The organism is Streptococcus infantis (assembly GCF_047463615.1).
GTDB lineage: Bacteria > Bacillota > Bacilli > Lactobacillales > Streptococcaceae > Streptococcus > Streptococcus infantis_X.
Genome location: NZ_JASHDO010000007.1, coordinates 20,669 through 36,079, shown reverse-complemented (window position 1 = coordinate 36,079; position 15,411 = coordinate 20,669). Strand labels below are relative to the sequence as shown.

Genomic DNA, 15,411 nt, shown 5'->3' with positions numbered 1-15,411 from the left:
TGGCCCAATAGAAGATAGATTTTTAACTGGAAAATGGAAATATATATGATTAAATTTGTCATCCTGAATCTTTGGAAGAAGATAATCAAAAGATAAGTTTGGGTCATCAAAAAATAAGTGATAAGAAATTATATGATGTCAAATTTTTTCAAGATTATTTTAAAAATAAGGAAGTCGGTGCTTCAGAAGGATTAGAGAATTTACAGGAACAGTACCATGCTTTCCAAGAAGAACGAGATAAGGATAAAGTATCCACTGAAGAGATTGAGGAAGCTTTTGAGACATTTAAGGAAAAACGAGATACCGTTCGTGAATTTGAAGTGGAACTTGCAGAGAACCAAATAGAGAAGCTAGTTGATGAGGGCATTTATATCAAAGTGTCTTTTGGTATTAAGCAGAGTGGTCTCATTTTCATTCCAAATTATCAATTAGATATTCTAGAAGAAGAGAATCAAACAAAATATAAAATCTTTATACGTGAGACAACCTCATACTTTGTATATAACAAAGAACATTCGGATAAGAATCAGTATGTCAGAGGACGAACATTGATAAGACAGCTAACCAACGATAGTCGAGTAATACTATACAGAAGATCTCCAGTTAAGAGTCTACATGAAAAGATTACTGAGATTAACCTCTTCATTGAATTAACTGAAGCAGATAAGAAATACCAAGACATTAAAGACGAGTTAGTAAAAGAAATAGCAGAGATAGATATAAAACTAAATCAAATTAATGAAAAAATCGCCACCTTAAATAAGATGGCGGAAGTGCTTATCAATTTGAAGAGCAAGGATGTGAGCAGTCGCAAGCTTGCAAGATATGACTTTTCAAAATTAAATTTGCCAGAATCAATTACAGTAGAACAAGTAAGCGAAGAAATAAGAGCGTTTCAAGAGGAGCTAGATCATTATCTTTATGAGTATGAGAGCTTAATAAAAAATTTAGAAATGTTTGTAAAAGTACTGAATGATAAGGATTTTGATAAAAAATTTAGTATAGAAATACTATTGGAATAACAAGAACTAATCCTATGGTGGTTAAAGATTAACTATCTTTATGCTATTGATTAATATATTTGTCATAGTGCTCTTGGTACTGTGCTTTTATATTATGTTCTCCTAGAATTTCAAATACCTGAAGTGCTTGTTTCATCTTTTCGATTCCGTTCGCAGGATTGCACTTAAATTCAAAGTATCCACATGTATATAAGAAGACGGTTTGTTCATAATAGTTTAATTCATTATTTAGTAATTTTTTTATTTCTTTGATTAGAAAACTACAATTTTGAAATTCTTCTTTATCAATACTAACAATTAGGCAATTGATTGCCAATTGTGTAACAAGCCGCTTATTTGTCTTATTTAATGTTGAATAGATATAATTTTTTAACATTTCTATAGTTAATAGGAAGTAGGAGTTATATTTAATTGTTCTTACACAGTTACCTAATAGGATAATTTCATAGTAACCCCAGTTTTCAACTTTAAAAAGATAATCTGTTAGCTGTAATAACTCCTCGTCCGAGGGGAGAAAATTTTTATTTGTTGTATAGAGAATCGATTTTACCATTGTCTTTTCATAAGGACCCAAGTTATAACTTGAAGAGTTTGATAGTAATTCAATAATACTATCAAAATTTTTTGTGGAGTAGTGTTTTCGAATATATTGCACCAAGTTAGCGAATGATCCAGTTCTAGTAGAATTATTGTCATGAAGAATAATAAATTCATCCAAAGTTATATGTAATTTATCTAAAATATTGATTAGTCGAATACAAGAGATTTCTGATTCTCCCCGTTCAAATCTAGAGATTTGAGATTTAGATAAATTACTATCAGCAATTGAACATAAACTGATTTGCTTTCCTTTTCGAAGTTTTCTGAGTGTTATACCAAGTTTTGATTTCATATTTCCCATTTTCCCAACAAAAAAGTAATTGATTTTTATTTATTGTACAATAAATAAAAACTGAAAGGAAGTCTAAATATGAAGAAAATTTTAAAAAATTCCCTAATTTTATTGTTGGTTATGGATATTATTATTGTCGGTGGATAAGTGGAGAGTACTACAGCTTATATACAAAAAGGAAATTAGGTGTAAAGAAAATGAAGAAAGAAAATGAATATGTAATTTCAACAGCAGCCTCACTAGGGGTGATGATTGGAATAGTGTTTGCAATTTTTTTAGATTTTCCAGTTGAATATGGTATTTCTTTAGGCTTGTTGAATGGAATAGTATTGGGGTCGCTGATTTCTTACAAAAACAATAAGAATTAAGCATAATTTTTTGCTGTAAACTAAGGAGTAGAAATGGCTATAGTTGAAATTATAAATCTAACAAAAAGCTTTAAAGATATTGAAGTTATTCATAACACTTCTAGTAGAATTATTATCATGAAGAATAATAAATTCATCCAAAGTTATATGTAATTTATCTAAAATATTGATTAGTCGAATACAAGAGATTTCTGATTCTCCCCGTTCAAATCTAGAGATTTGAGATTTAGATAAATTACTATCAGCAATTGAACATAAACTGATTTGCTTTCCTTTTCGAAGTTTTCTGAGTGTTATACCAAGTTTTGATTTCATATTTCCCATTTTCCCAACAAAAAAGTAATTGATTTTTATTTATTGTACAATAAATAAAAACTGAAAGGAAGTCTAAATATGAAGAAAATTTTAAAAAATTCCCTAATTTTATTGTTGGTTATGGATATTATTATTGTCGGTGGATAAGTGGAGAGTACTACAGCTTATATACAAAAAGGAAATTAGGTGTAAAGAAAATGAAGAAAGAAAATGAATATGTAATTTCAACAGCAGCCTCACTAGGGGTGATGATTGGAATAGTGTTTGCAATTTTTTTAGATTTTCCAGTTGAATATGGTATTTCTTTAGGCTTGTTGAATGGAATAGTATTGGGGTCGCTGATTTCTTACAAAAACAATAAGAATTAAGCATAATTTTTTGCTGTAAACTAAGGAGTAGAAATGGCTATAGTTGAAATTATAAATCTAACAAAAAGCTTTAAAGATATTGAAGTTATTCATAACACTTCTAGTAGAATTATTATCATGAAGAATAATAAATTCATCCAAAGTTATATGTAATTTATCTAAAATATTGATTAGTCGAATACAAGAGATTTCTGATTCTCCCCGTTCAAATCTGGAGATTTGAGATTTAGATAAATTACTATCAGCAATTGAACATAAACTGATTTGCTTTCCTTTTCGAATTTTTCTGAGTGTTATACCAAGTTTTTATTCCGTATTTCCCATTTTCCTAACAAAATTTCAAAGGTTTTTTATTTATTATACAATAAATAAAAAATAAAGGGAGGTTCAGTATGAAAAAACTTTTAAAATTTACATGAATATTGTTATTGATTATGGATATTATCATTATAGTCGGAGGTTGAATCTTACCTATACAGGTAAGTGTTTAGTTATAACTAAACACTTATTTTGGATTATTATGAAATAGATGGTACTTGTTATCTTGATTTTAGAGTATCTGGCGAGGGTGTATATTTCATTGAGTTAGTAACTATGTATGGTTTAATTGAAAATAGTGCGGTATCAACTCTTGCAAAGAGGTTTGGAATAAGTCTTACCGATTTAATAAAAAGTGATATTCATCGTGATTTAACTAGAAAGAAGGGACATTTTGGATATTAACAAGAAAACGTTTTATACAATTACTTTTGGTGAGTTTATATCAAATGTTGGAGATAGATTTCAGAAAATTGCTTTTCCAATCTTAATTTACCAAGAATTTCATTCGTCTTTTGCAATGGGAGGAATGGTGATTATTGAATTGCTACCTCAATTCTTCTTGGGATTCGTTATGGGTTACTTATTAGATAATTTCAATAAGAAAAAAATACTATTATGGTCTACATTAATACCTGCATTATTATGTAGTGTAATACCGATATTATCTAAATATTCAGTTTCTATATTTTTTTACTATGTTATTGCATTTTTGATACCTTTATTTTCGACACTTTTTCAAACAGGATTCTCAGTAATTACTCCTGCCTTATTTGAGAAGGAAGAATTGCAAAAATATAATTCTCAGTTTCAAGGTGTCCGAACTATTTCAAAATTAATTTCTCCAGCTCTAGCAGGGATACTAATGTTAAAGTTTAATATTAATAGCATTTTTTTTATTAATAGTGGTTCTTTCTTGTTGTTATTTTTTTCAATATTAATTTCATATATTCCAAATCAAGGACATAAGGAGAATGGAAATGATGATATAAAAGAAATGTTTGCAGGTTTTAAAGAGAATTTCACAAATATTAAATTGAGGGTTTCTTTACTTTTTACTATTGTTGTGAATATCGCTATGCTAGGCTTCAATGCAACGATTATTTATTATTTACAGGATCAATTAAAATTATCAAATAGTCTTGTTGGGATTGTTTACTCCATTGCTGGATTTGGTAGTTTGATAGCAGTAACCCTTCTTTCTACTTTTTTGAATAAGAAGGATACCTTTATCCTAATGAATATATCAATGGCAACTATCCCACTTGTCATTATGGCAAGCGGAATAGTAGAAAATTGGATTTTTTTTGGAATTTGTTACTCAATTTTGAGTGGACTAATTACAATAGCTTCTGTCTCAATTACAACAATACAGCAACAAGAAAGTACTGAGTATAATATTGGTAAAATACTTTCTAGTTCTTTTGTAATAGCTACCATTTTTGCTCCTTTTGGAGGGATACTGGCTGCTTATTTTAATTGGCTTTTAAACCCGAGATTAAGTCTAGTTATTTTGGGATTACTAAGTAGTTTATTGGTTATTCTTATAAAGAGTTATGAAAAAAAGCTAACTAAGAAAAGAACGGCAATATTTATAAAGGAAGATTAGTGGATTAATTATCATTAGAAAAAATAATATTAATTCGTAGTAAAATAAAAAATTGAAAAAGGTTTTACATAATGTACTATATAATTTAGATTTAATAATTATTAAGTGTGCAGAAATAGAGTTTTGCGATATTATCTATGAACAAGAAAATCACTATGATTTCTATAAGTATCTTAAAAATAAGTATGATATGCTAGATTATACTTCCTGTCTAATAAGAGTTAGCTATTCTAGCTAAACAATTTAAGATGTTATAATCCAAATGAAATCGAGTGAAAAGTATGTTCAAACAAGAACAACTATATTTAAAAATAGTGAGGTAGAAAAAGAAAAAAGTTCTAGTCAAATTTCATTTCTTACAAAAATATTAAGGTTATTCCAAAAATAATTGAGACAAAAATTTGATTGAATATTGATCAAGTTTATATTAAATCCTAATAGAATATGCTTTCTAGACATATTTTATATCCCTGTAAGCAGTTTCCTTGACATCTTATTTATTTTTCGTTATCATATGTCCATATAATATATGGGAGTCTGTGTACAGTCTGAGAGGAAGTGTTAAACTTCGACCGCACCTGATCTGGGTAATGCCAGCGTAGGGAACGATACTTGGCCTAATTTTGCACCTTTTTCATATATGAAAGAGGTTTTTCTTTTTTCATAAAGAAAAACTGTAAATTAGAAGGAGGTTTGAATGAAAGCAAGCATTGCTTTACAAGTCCTGCCCCTGTCACAAGGGATTGACCGCATAGCTGTAATTGATAAGGTCATTGCTTATCTGCAAGCTCAAGAAGTGACCATGGTCGTAACGCCTTTTGAAACAGTTTTAGAGGGAGACTTTGATCAACTTATGCGTATTCTCAAAGAAGCGTTAGAAGTGGCAGGCCAAGGAGCAGACAATGTTTTTGCCAATGTGAAAATAAATATAGGAGAGATTTTAAGCATCGATGAGAAACTTGAAAAGTATAATGAGACGGCATATTAGTCTGCTAGGATTTTTGGGTGTCTTATCTCTTTGGCAGGTGGCAGGTTTCTTAAAACTCTTACCAAAGTTTATCCTGCCGACACCACTGGAGATTCTCCAGTCTTTTGTTCGTGACAGAGAATTTCTCTGGTACCATAGTTGGGCAACCTTGAGAGTAGCCTTATTAGGCTTGGTCTTAGGTGTCTTGATAGCCTGTATTATGGCCGTCCTTATGGATAGTTTGAGTTGGCTCAATGACCTGATTTACCCCATGATGGTGGTTGTCCAGACCATACCGACCATTGCCATAGCCCCTATCCTAGTTTTATGGTTGGGTTATGGAATTTTGCCCAAGATTGTCTTGATTATCTTGACGACAACCTTCCCTATTATCGTCAGTATTCTAGATGGTTTTAGGCATTGTGACAAGGATATGCTGACCTTGTTTAGTCTGATGCGAGCCAATCCTTGGCAAATCCTGTGGCATTTTAAAATCCCAGTCAGTCTGCCTTACTTTTATGCAGGTCTGAGGGTCAGTGTCTCCTACGCCTTTATCACAACAGTGGTATCTGAGTGGTTGGGAGGCTTTGAAGGACTCGGTGTCTACATGATTCAGTCTAAAAAACTGTTTCAGTATGATACCATGTTTGCCATTATTATTCTGGTGTCGATTATCAGCCTTTTGGGTATGAAGTTGGTCGATATTAGTGAAAAATATGTGATTAAATGGAAACGTATTCAAAGAGCGTTTTAGAAAAAGAAAAGAGGAAATGAAAATGAAGAAAACATGGAAAGTGTTTTTAGCGCTTGTGACAGCTCTTGTAGCTGTCGTGCTGGTGGCTTGTGGTCAAGGGACTGCTTCTAAGGACAACAAAGAAGCAGAACTCAAGAAAATTGACTTTATCCTAGACTGGACACCCAATACCAACCACACAGGGCTTTATGTAGCCAAGGAAAAAGGTTATTTCAAAGAGGCTGGAGTGGATGTTGATTTGAAATTGCCACCAGAAGAAAGTTCTTCTGACTTGGTTATCAATGGTAAGGCGCCATTTGCAGTGTACTTCCAAGACTATATGGCTAAGAAATTGGAAAAAGGAGCGGGAATTACCGCCGTTGCAGCGATTGTAGAACACAACACATCAGGAATTATCTCTCGTAAGTCTGATAACATCAACAGTCCTAAAGACTTGGTTGGTAAGAAATATGGAACTTGGAATGACCCGACTGAGCTTGCTATGTTGAAAACCTTGGTAGAAACTCAAGGAGGAGACTTTGAGAAGGTCGAAAAAGTACCAAACAACGACTCAAACTCAATCACACCGATTGCCAATGGCGTTTTTGATGCTGCCTGGATTTATTATGGTTGGGATGGAATTCTTGCCAAATCTCAAGGTGTGGACGCTAACTTCATGTACTTGAAAGATTATGTCAAGGAGTTTGACTACTACTCACCAGTTATCATTGCAAACAACGATTATCTGAAAGACAACAAAGAAGAAGCTCGCAAAGTCATCCAAGCCATCAAAAAAGGCTACCAATACGCTATGGAGCACCCAGAAGAAGCTGCAGATATCCTCATCAAGAATGCACCTGAGCTCAAGGATAAACGTGACTTTGTCATCGAATCTCAGAAATACTTGTCAAAAGAATACGCAAGCGACAAGGACAAATGGGGACAATTTGATGCGGATCGCTGGAATGCCTTCTACAAATGGGATAAGGAAAATGGAATCCTCAAGGAAGACTTGACTGACAAAGGTTTCACTAACGAATTTGTAAAATAATGACAGAAATTAGACTAGAACATGTAAGCTATGCCTACGATGATGAGAAGATTTTAGAAGATATTAACCTACAAGTGACTTCAGGTGAAGTTGTCTCTATCCTAGGCCCCAGTGGTGTAGGAAAGACCACACTCTTTAACCTGATTGCAGGCATTTTAGAAGTCCAGTCTGGACGAATCATTCTTGATGGAGAGGAAAATCCTAAGGGGCGCGTGAGCTATATGCTACAAAAGGATCTGCTCTTGGAACATAAGACGGTTCTTGGCAATATCATCCTGCCCCTCTTGATTCAAAAAGTGAATAAGGCAGAAGCCATTGCCCGTGTGGATGAAATCCTTGCTACCTTCCAGTTGACGGCTGTAAGAGACAAGTACCCTCATGAACTCAGCGGTGGGATGCGACAGCGTGTGGCTTTACTTCGTACCTATCTTTTTGGACATAAGCTCTTTCTTCTAGACGAGGCCTTTAGCGCTTTGGATGAGATGACTAAGATGGAACTTCATGCTTGGTATCTGGAGATTCACAAACAGCTAGGGTTGACGACCTTGATCATTACGCATAGTATCGAGGAAGCCCTCAATCTTAGTGACCGTATCTATATCTTGAAAAATAGGCCTGGACAGATTGTTTCTGAAGTCAAACTCGACTGGTCTGAAACTGAAGACAAGGAAGTTCAAAAAATTGCCTATAAACGGCAAATCTTGGCAGAATTAGGCTTAGATAAGTAGAAAAATAGAGAGTTAGAGTTGGTGAGGTTGATACTTTGCCATCTCTTTTTTGTCTATAAATGGGAATTCTGATAGATAAAAAGTGATATAATTGACCTATGGTGATGTGATGAAAAAAGAAGAAATTAAAAAATATTTAGACACAGATCTTAAATTTTATGTTAATGGCCGAGGTGCTTGTTTCTTATCGAACATATGTGTCGTTGGTTATGATTATGAAGGCCAGTACAAGTTGTGTGGTACTAAATGACTTGAGTGACTTTAGAATATAGGAAAAAAGCAATGCTTAAACTAATTAAAATTTTTAATTCTAGTATTTTAGGATATTGGTATATTCCGGAAAACCGTGACCCAGGTATGATTGAGATTGATGAGCAGACTGGTGAAGTTACAGTTGTCATCGAGTCGAATTATGATAAAGAACTAGGTTATCCTTATTATGCAAACAAGACTCGTGGAGCAGTGAAGCAGATGTGGGATAGAGGAGAATTACCAAGCGAGAAATCATTTACCTGGTGGTAATTTTAAGAGATAACAAAAAGTGATTAAATGATGTTAAATAATGAACTACATGACTATAACAAACCAGACTCATCCGATGAAACAGATGAACTCATTACTTCGGAGTCCAATCTTGAAGGGTACAGTGATTTTTACAAAGATAGTGAAGAGTCAAAAGTTTGGTGGATTGATAAAATAGGTGTTATAGGAGAGTTTCTGTTCAGCTTTGATAAGAAAAAAATTTATAACCTTTTTCTTGATTATCCTCACAATATGACGGAAGAAGAAGTTAGAATTTTTGATAGCGAAAATTCGTTTTGGAGAGATTTTTTCTCAGATAGAAAGTCATAAACTATACATTTATTTGTAAGAATTGAATGATATGACTGAAAAAGATTATATACAATAGTAAACATGCTTAGATACATATAGACTATTTTTGATGTTCAGTCGCCTCTCTCATAATTTATTTTTGATGGATACTGTGAAATAATTAAGATACGAAGGATAGAGGTTGAGAATCTGTCACCAACGCGCTACTTAGTTAGTGGATCGAGAAATGCAGGAGCCTCGACAGTCCTGCCTATCCTTGCAAATAAATCAGCCCTTGGAAAAAATCTAAGGGCTTTTAGGTTAGTTAATTTTTTTAATAATTTCAACATTTAAAATTTCATTTTCAAACAATCTCATCCATCGTAAACCTGTTTTAACAGATAAAGCATCGTACTCTTCATCAAAAGTATCCTTATCTTCAAAAAGACAAATTCCCTCAAAGGTCTGGTTATCAACGTCTGTAATCGTTACAACTCTATTGTTAAACTTTCTAAGTTCCATTTTTCTGTTCCTGATTTTGTAGTACTATAGTTTGTTATATTATTGGAATCCCCTTAAGGTAAGCTTCCTTAGCTTTTGCTAGTGTCATCTTATTGGGGCCTCCATCAATGTTGGTTTCACCCGTATTTTGCCAATTACAATGATCACAAATGTCATAAACGGCAGTCAATGTTCCGCAAACTGGACAATGTACATATTCTTCATCATTAATCATTACTAAGTTTTCTTTACCAGTCTTATTCATAATTATTTACTCCTAATTAATGTTTTAAAATAGTGAAACCAGAAATATTAATTGGCTAGAACTAAATGCTTTTAAATTAAATGCTCTTATCTTTCTAAACTTTCCTGAGATAGGCCTTCTTAGCTTCTGCAAGAGTTATAGTATCATTATACTTCAATATTGGAGCTATTGCTAATGATTGAGAGAGTTTTCTGGATATGCTATACTACTAGTAGGTATTAAAAAGCACGTTTGACCGTGCTCGTTTCTTGACTACTGAACTCGTCAATATTACATTACGCCCTTTTTAGGGCTCTTTTTTGTGGATTTTTTTAGGAACTTTCAAGAAAAGCTAAAGCGATTTAATGCCAAAATATTTTTAAAGAAACTCAGTATTTTCAAGGGCTGAGCCCTAAAAATTTGACTTATAGAGTCTTAAATGATAGTATAGTCAAAGATAGTCAAGGTTTAAAGAGAGGTGGGTTTGTTATGAGACTTAAAAATACATCAGATCATATTGAGGCCTACATCAAGGCAATTTTAGATCAATCTGGTATTGTGGAGTTGCAACGTAGTCAGTTGGCAGATACTTTCCAGGTTGTTCCTAGTCAGATTAACTATGTGATTAAGACTCGTTTTACAGAAAGCAGGGGATACTTGGTTGAAAGTAAGCGTGGTGGTGGTGGCTACATTCGTATAGGACGGATTGAATTCTCAAACCACCATGAAATGCTCCGCGATTTACTGTATTCGGTGGGCGAAGAAGTCAGCCTAGTTATCTTTGAAGATGTTTTAAGACTCTTGTTTGAACAGGATTTAGTGACTCGTCAGGAGATGAATCTATTACTAGCGATGGCGACAGACCGGGTTTTAGGTGAGGATGCCAATCTTATCCGTGCCAATATGCTCCGACAGTTATTACAAGAGGTAGATAGAAAAGGAAAATAGAACTAAATGAAATATTCAAAAGCATTGAGAGAATGTATAGAAAGTGCCTTTCTGGTCGCAAGTCATTTTGGGGCAGAATACTTAGAGTCTTGGCACCTATTGATTGCTATGGCCAATCATGGTTACAGTGTAGCTGGGGCAACTTTGAATGAATTTCCCTATGAGATTGATCGTCTGGAGGAAGTTGCTGTAGAGTTGACTGAAACAAAGTATAGCGATAAGGAAAATTATCAGGAGTTGCCTTTTTCACACCGTTTGAAGGTATTGTTGTTGGAAGCAGAGCATGTAGCTTCTGTTGTGCATGCCAAGGTTTTAGGAACAGAGCATGTTCTTTATGCTATCTTACATGATGGCAATGCCTTGGCTACTCGTATTCTAGAAAAAGCGGGATTTTCTTACGAAGATCAGAAGGATCAGGTCAAGATTGCTGGACTTCGTCGTAGTCTTGAAGCACGTGCTGGTTGGACTAGAGATGATTTGAAGGCCCTTCGCCAGCGTCATCGTACGGTAGCGGACAAGCAAAATTCTATGGCTAATATGATGGGCATGCCTCAGACACCAAGTGGAGGTTTGGAAGATTATACACATGACCTTACAGAGCAAGCTCGTTCAGGTAAATTAGAGCCTGTCATCGGGCGCGACCAAGAAATCTCTCGTATGATTCAAATCTTGAGCCGTAAGACAAAAAATAATCCAGTCCTAGTTGGAGATGCAGGTGTCGGTAAAACAGCTCTGGCACTTGGTCTTGCGCAACGTATTGCCAACGGGGATGTACCTGATGAAATGGCTAAGATGCGAGTTTTAGAACTTGATTTGATGAATGTGGTTGCGGGAACTCGTTTCCGTGGTGACTTTGAAGAACGTATGAACAATATCATCAAAGATATTGAGGAAGATGGCAAGGTCATCCTCTTTATCGATGAGCTTCATACCATTATGGGATCAGGAAGTGGGATTGATTCGACCTTGGATGCGGCCAATATCCTGAAACCTGCCTTGGCACGTGGAACTCTGAGAACTGTCGGTGCGACCACTCAGGAAGAGTATCAAAAGCACATCGAAAAAGACGCAGCCCTTTCTCGTCGCTTTGCAAAAGTGATGATTGAGGAGCCAAGTTTAGCAGATAGTATGGCTATTTTGCAGGGCTTGAAAGCAACTTACGAGAAACACCACCATGTCCAAATTGCAGACGATGCAGTAGAAACAGCTGTCAAAATGGCACATCGTTATTTGACGAGTCGTCATTTGCCAGACTCAGCGATTGACCTTTTGGACGAAGCAGCTGCAACAGTGCAAAATAAATCGAAACACGCTAAACAAGATGAGTCAGGTTTAACACCAGCTGATAAGGCCTTGATGGATGGTAAATGGAAGCAAGCTGCTCAACTCATTGCAAAAGAGCAGGAAGTTCCAGTCTATAAAGATTTGGTGACAGAATCAGATATTTTGACCACCTTGAGTCGCTTGTCAGGTATTCCAGTTCAAAAATTGACCCAAACAGATGCCAAGAAGTATCTCAATCTTGAAGCTGAACTGCATAAACGTGTTATCGGACAGGAACAAGCTGTATCTAGTATCAGTCGTGCCATTCGCCGAAATCAATCGGGTATTCGCAATAACAAACGTCCAATTGGCTCCTTTATGTTCCTAGGACCAACAGGTGTCGGTAAAACCGAGTTGGCCAAGGCCTTGGCGGAAGTTCTCTTTGATGATGAGTCTGCTCTTATCCGCTTTGACATGAGTGAGTATATGGAGAAATTTGCAGCCAGTCGTCTCAATGGTGCACCTCCGGGTTATGTAGGTTACGAAGAAGGTGGAGAGTTGACCGAGAAGGTTCGTAACAAACCGTACTCAGTCTTGCTTTTTGATGAGGTAGAAAAGGCACACCCAGATATCTTTAATGTGCTCTTGCAAGTCTTGGATGATGGTGTCTTGACAGACAGTAAGGGTCGCAAGGTTGACTTCTCCAATACCATCATCATCATGACTTCAAACCTTGGTGCGACAGCTCTTCGTGATGATAAGACAGTTGGTTTTGGAGCTAAGGACATTCGTTTTGACCAAGAAAATATGGAAAAACGGATGTTTGAGGAGCTGAAAAAGGCTTATCGTCCAGAGTTTATCAACCGTATTGATGAGAAGGTAGTCTTCCATAGCTTGTCAAGTCAAGATATGCAGGACGTGGTTAAGATTATGGTCAAACCATTGATTGCAAGTCTGGCAGAAAAAGGGATTGACTTGAAACTTCAAGCATCTGCCCTTAAGCTTCTGGCTCAGAAGGGCTATGATCCAGAGATGGGAGCTCGTCCACTACGCAGAACTTTGCAAACAGAAGTAGAAGACAAACTAGCAGAGCTCCTTCTTACAGGTGAACTGAAAGAAGGTAAGACACTGAAGATTGGTGTCAAAGCTGGTCAATTGAAATTTGATATTGTTTAAAATTGTGAGGTTGGAACAGATTGTTTCATCCTCTTTTTTTGGGAAGTTGCTACTCAAATAAGCATTTGAATTGTGCAATTAGTTTAAGGATTTCCAAAAGGGATTTTTCCTAATCAAGTTTTGTATGCTACATAAAAAATTCTTATCATACAGCAATGTTTTTATAAAAAATAATAAAAAAGTATTGACAAATACAGAAAGGTAAAGTATAATATAAAATATAAAAATTTATAAAAAGGTTAAAGAGATATGAAAAAAAAGATAGCGGTGGTTTTTGGAACCTTTGCTCCCTTGCATCAGGGGCATATTGATTTAATCCAAAGAGCAAAACGACAATGCGATGCTGTATGGGTGGTAGTTTCAGGTTATAAGGGAGATCGTGGTGAACAGGTTGGACTTACACTACAAAAGAGGTTTCGCTATATTCGTGAAGCATTTCGAGATGATGAGTTGACTTCTGTTTGTAAACTTGACGAAACCAATATTCCACGCTATCCAATGGGCTGGCAGGAGTGGTTGGATCAGATGTTGCAGGCCATTTCCTATGACCAGACTGGTGAGGAACTAATCTTTTTTGTAGGAGAGTCCGAATACCAACAAGAATTGTCAGAACGTGGTTTCGAGACTGTTTTGCAGGAAAGAAAATTTGGAATTTCGGCTACCATGATTCGAGAAAATCCAAGCAAATATTGGAAATACATCGCTCAACCTTTCCGCCGTCAGTTTACGAAAAAAGTGTTGATTATGGGAAGTGCTAGTAATGGTAAAACAACTCTAGCCAAGGATTTAGCTCGTTTTTATGATGCGCCAGTCAGTCTGGAATATGCTCGTGAGTATCAGATAAAAAATAATGTTCGAGATGATGAGCTTACCCCAAAAGACTATTATTACCTCCTTTTGGGCCAATATGATCAAACTTCCAAGTTAATCGATAGTAATGCCAATCGAGGCTTGGTCATTGCAGACACCAACTCATTGGTAACCAAGGGCTACTACGATTACTACATGGAAAGCGAAGAGCAGGAGGACTTGTCCGGAGAGACCTTTGATAATCTCTTCGTTTCCATCTTAGCCAAGGAAAAGTGGGATTTAATCCTCTTTGTGCAACCTGTCGGCTCTTATGTCAATGATGGTTTTCGCGACATGACCATGGCAGAAGACCATATCCGTCATAGTTTTTCTCAGCATTTGGATATGATGAGGGAGCAATATCTAGCCAATATTCCTCATGTTTATCTAGCTGATGATTATCTAGGAAATTATGAAGCAGCAAAAGTAGCTATTGATGCCATTTACCAAGCAGATTAGGAGAAGAAAATGAAAAAAATAACTGAAAAAATCACACGATTTATTGAAAACTTTAAAAATGTTCACGCAGAAGCTCGTAAAATTGGTTTTACAGGAGTTATGCATTTGCTTTGGAAAGACCTCTTTGTGGGCCGTAGTCTTTTCCAGTGGCTCTATTTGATTGTTTTATCAAGTGTTCCTCTTATTCTGGAGTTTACACAAAACACGGAAAGTCATGACTGGGTTGGTCTCTTGGCCTCTTGGACAGGGATTGTCTGCGTTATCTTGGTTGCAGAAGGTCGAGCTAGTAACTACCTTTTTGGAGCTATTAACTCTGCAATCTATTTGGTCCTAGCTATGAATGCGACTTTCTACGGTGAAGTTTTGACCACAGTTTATTTCTTTGTCATGCAGCCTATCGGTCTCTATACTTGGTTGTCTAATCGGATCAATGAGCAAGGAAGACCAGAGGAGTCTCACTTTGAAGCTAAGAAACTCGGCCTGATTGATTGGCTCAAATATTTGGCTTTGACAGCCATCATCTGGATTGGTATGGGCTTTGCCTACCAAAGTATCCATAGCGCTCGTCCTTTCCGTGACAGTGTTACAGATGCGACCAATGGTGTTGGCCAGCTCTTGATGACACGTCTTTACCGGGAGCAATGGATTTTCTGGATTGCAACCAATCTCTTTAGTATTTACCTCTGGTGGGGTGAAAATATCCATATCCAAGGTATGTACTGGGTTTATACCATCAATAGTTTAGTTGGTTGGTACCAATGGACAAAAGCTGTCAAGGAGGGATAAG

General features: G+C 35.7%; 17 protein-coding genes, 3 pseudogenes and 1 riboswitch. Of the genes and pseudogenes, 15 read left to right on the top strand and 5 right to left on the bottom strand.

Features of this window, described 5'->3' with window-relative positions; all coding sequences use genetic code 11:
- Positions 1 to 71 precede the first annotated feature (71 nt).
- Positions 72 to 1,022, top strand: a pseudogene (locus QM874_RS07235) (helical hairpin domain-containing protein); the annotation flags it as partial.
- Positions 1,023 to 1,065: 43 nt separating this feature from the next.
- On the opposite strand, the gene QM874_RS07230 reads toward QM874_RS07235, so the two are convergent.
- The gene (locus tag QM874_RS07230) at positions 1,066 to 1,914 is read right to left on the bottom strand and encodes an Rgg/GadR/MutR family transcriptional regulator (RefSeq protein WP_414316785.1); all 849 of its coding nucleotides are present in this window, start codon (positions 1,912 to 1,914) and stop codon (positions 1,066 to 1,068) included.
- Between the two features lie 197 nt (positions 1,915 to 2,111).
- Here QM874_RS07230 and QM874_RS07225 point away from each other — a divergent pair, with 197 nt between their 5' ends.
- Positions 2,112 to 2,282, top strand: a complete 171-nt coding sequence (locus QM874_RS07225; protein ID WP_033682031.1) for a hypothetical protein — start codon at positions 2,112 to 2,114, stop codon at positions 2,280 to 2,282.
- Positions 2,283 to 2,378: 96 nt separating this feature from the next.
- On the opposite strand, the pseudogene QM874_RS07220 reads toward QM874_RS07225, so the two are convergent.
- A pseudogene (locus QM874_RS07220) lies at positions 2,379 to 2,597 on the bottom strand (helix-turn-helix domain-containing protein); the annotation flags it as partial.
- A gap of 197 nt (positions 2,598 to 2,794) precedes the next feature.
- On the opposite strand from QM874_RS07220, the gene QM874_RS07215 reads away from it, so the two are divergent.
- The gene (locus QM874_RS07215; RefSeq protein WP_033682031.1) at positions 2,795 to 2,965 is read left to right on the top strand and encodes a hypothetical protein; all 171 of its coding nucleotides are present in this window, start codon (positions 2,795 to 2,797) and stop codon (positions 2,963 to 2,965) included.
- A 96-nt stretch (positions 2,966 to 3,061) separates the two neighbouring features.
- On the opposite strand, the pseudogene QM874_RS07210 reads toward QM874_RS07215, so the two are convergent.
- A pseudogene (locus QM874_RS07210) lies at positions 3,062 to 3,262 on the bottom strand (helix-turn-helix domain-containing protein); the annotation flags it as partial.
- A gap of 213 nt (positions 3,263 to 3,475) precedes the next feature.
- Here QM874_RS07210 and QM874_RS07205 point away from each other — a divergent pair.
- The 8 genes from QM874_RS07205 to QM874_RS07170 all read left to right on the top strand — a co-directional run bounded on the left by QM874_RS07205 (position 3,476) and on the right by QM874_RS07170 (position 9,223).
- Complete coding sequence (locus QM874_RS07205) at positions 3,476 to 3,688, top strand: hypothetical protein (RefSeq protein ID WP_414316784.1); 213 nt, start codon at positions 3,476 to 3,478, stop codon at positions 3,686 to 3,688.
- Positions 3,678 to 4,892, top strand: coding sequence for an MFS transporter (locus QM874_RS07200; protein ID WP_414316783.1), 1,215 nt, complete (start codon positions 3,678 to 3,680; stop codon positions 4,890 to 4,892). Before QM874_RS07205 ends, QM874_RS07200 begins: the two co-directional genes overlap by 11 nt.
- A gap of 519 nt (positions 4,893 to 5,411) precedes the next feature.
- Positions 5,412 to 5,514, top strand: a riboswitch (TPP riboswitch).
- A 75-nt stretch (positions 5,515 to 5,589) separates the two neighbouring features.
- A complete protein-coding gene (locus QM874_RS07195; protein WP_414316782.1) occupies positions 5,590 to 5,880 on the top strand; it encodes an MTH1187 family thiamine-binding protein in 291 nt (96 codons plus the stop codon).
- Complete coding sequence (locus QM874_RS07190; RefSeq protein ID WP_414316781.1) at positions 5,843 to 6,613, top strand: ABC transporter permease; 771 nt, start codon at positions 5,843 to 5,845, stop codon at positions 6,611 to 6,613. Before QM874_RS07195 ends, QM874_RS07190 begins: the two co-directional genes overlap by 38 nt.
- A gap of 22 nt (positions 6,614 to 6,635) precedes the next feature.
- Positions 6,636 to 7,643 (top strand): ABC transporter substrate-binding protein, encoded by a 1,008-nt coding sequence (locus tag QM874_RS07185; protein WP_414316780.1) that lies wholly within the window; start codon positions 6,636 to 6,638, stop codon positions 7,641 to 7,643.
- The gene (locus QM874_RS07180; RefSeq protein ID WP_414316779.1) at positions 7,643 to 8,371 is read left to right on the top strand and encodes an ABC transporter ATP-binding protein; all 729 of its coding nucleotides are present in this window, start codon (positions 7,643 to 7,645) and stop codon (positions 8,369 to 8,371) included. Before QM874_RS07185 ends, QM874_RS07180 begins: the two co-directional genes overlap by 1 nt.
- Before the next feature lie 282 nt (positions 8,372 to 8,653).
- Positions 8,654 to 8,893 carry a hypothetical protein gene (locus QM874_RS07175; protein WP_414271155.1) on the top strand — a complete coding sequence of 80 codons (240 nt, stop codon included), beginning with the start codon at positions 8,654 to 8,656 and terminating at the stop codon, positions 8,891 to 8,893.
- Positions 8,894 to 8,920: 27 nt separating this feature from the next.
- Positions 8,921 to 9,223: a hypothetical protein gene (locus QM874_RS07170; RefSeq protein ID WP_414271154.1), complete on the top strand. Its 303-nt coding sequence runs from the start codon at positions 8,921 to 8,923 to the stop codon at positions 9,221 to 9,223.
- Positions 9,224 to 9,505: 282 nt separating this feature from the next.
- On the opposite strand, the gene QM874_RS07165 is transcribed toward QM874_RS07170, so the two are convergent.
- Positions 9,506 to 9,706, bottom strand: coding sequence for a hypothetical protein (locus QM874_RS07165; RefSeq protein ID WP_414316778.1), 201 nt, complete (start codon positions 9,704 to 9,706; stop codon positions 9,506 to 9,508).
- 34 nt (positions 9,707 to 9,740) lie between these two features.
- Positions 9,741 to 9,950 (bottom strand): CPCC family cysteine-rich protein, encoded by a 210-nt coding sequence (locus tag QM874_RS07160; RefSeq protein WP_414316777.1) that lies wholly within the window; start codon positions 9,948 to 9,950, stop codon positions 9,741 to 9,743.
- A 468-nt stretch (positions 9,951 to 10,418) separates the two neighbouring features.
- Between QM874_RS07160 and QM874_RS07155 the strand changes: the two genes are divergently transcribed.
- The 4 genes from QM874_RS07155 to pnuC all read left to right on the top strand — a co-directional run bounded on the left by QM874_RS07155 (position 10,419) and on the right by pnuC (position 15,410).
- Positions 10,419 to 10,877, top strand: coding sequence for a CtsR family transcriptional regulator (locus QM874_RS07155; protein WP_001237459.1), 459 nt, complete (start codon positions 10,419 to 10,421; stop codon positions 10,875 to 10,877).
- Positions 10,878 to 10,883: 6 nt separating this feature from the next.
- On the top strand, positions 10,884 to 13,316 hold the full coding sequence (locus QM874_RS07150) for an ATP-dependent Clp protease ATP-binding subunit (protein ID WP_414316776.1): 2,433 nt from the start codon (positions 10,884 to 10,886) through the stop codon (positions 13,314 to 13,316).
- Between the two features lie 249 nt (positions 13,317 to 13,565).
- Complete coding sequence (locus QM874_RS07145; protein ID WP_414316775.1) at positions 13,566 to 14,624, top strand: AAA family ATPase; 1,059 nt, start codon at positions 13,566 to 13,568, stop codon at positions 14,622 to 14,624.
- 9 nt (positions 14,625 to 14,633) lie between these two features.
- Positions 14,634 to 15,410, top strand: a complete 777-nt coding sequence (gene pnuC, locus QM874_RS07140) for a nicotinamide riboside transporter PnuC (RefSeq protein ID WP_414316774.1) — start codon at positions 14,634 to 14,636, stop codon at positions 15,408 to 15,410.
- The last annotated feature ends 1 nt before the right edge of the window (position 15,411 follow it).